The organism is Cellulomonas sp. P4_A2 (genome assembly GCF_056402515.1).
This window is the reverse complement of sequence record NZ_JBFUHG010000183.1, coordinates 1-386: the sequence shown is the minus strand read 5'-3', so window position 1 is coordinate 386 and position 386 is coordinate 1. Positions and strand designations below refer to the sequence as shown.

The window sequence follows — 386 nt, the reverse complement described above, 5'->3', positions numbered from 1 at the left end:
CCGCTACATTGTCGGCGCGGAATCACTTGACCAGTGAGCTATTACGCACTCTTTCAAGGGTGGCTGCTTCTAAGCCAACCTCCTGGTTGTCTCTGCGACTCCACATCCTTTCCCACTTAGCGTACGCTTAGGGGCCTTAGTCGATGCTCTGGGCTGTTTCCCTCTCGACCATGGAGCTTATCCCCCACAGTCTCACTGCCGTGCTCTCACTTACCGGCATTCGGAGTTTGGCTAAGGTCAGTAACCCGGTAGGGCCCATCGCCTATCCAGTGCTCTACCTCCGGCAAGAAACACACGACGCTGCACCTAAATGCATTTCGGGGAGAACCAGCTATCACGGAGTTTGATTGGCCTTTCACCCCTAACCACAGGTCTCATCCCCCAGG

General features: G+C 55.4%; 1 rRNA gene. It reads right to left on the bottom strand.

Features of this window, described 5'->3' with window-relative positions:
• Window positions 1–386 (bottom strand): 23S ribosomal RNA (locus AC1DUE_RS20640); the annotation flags it as partial.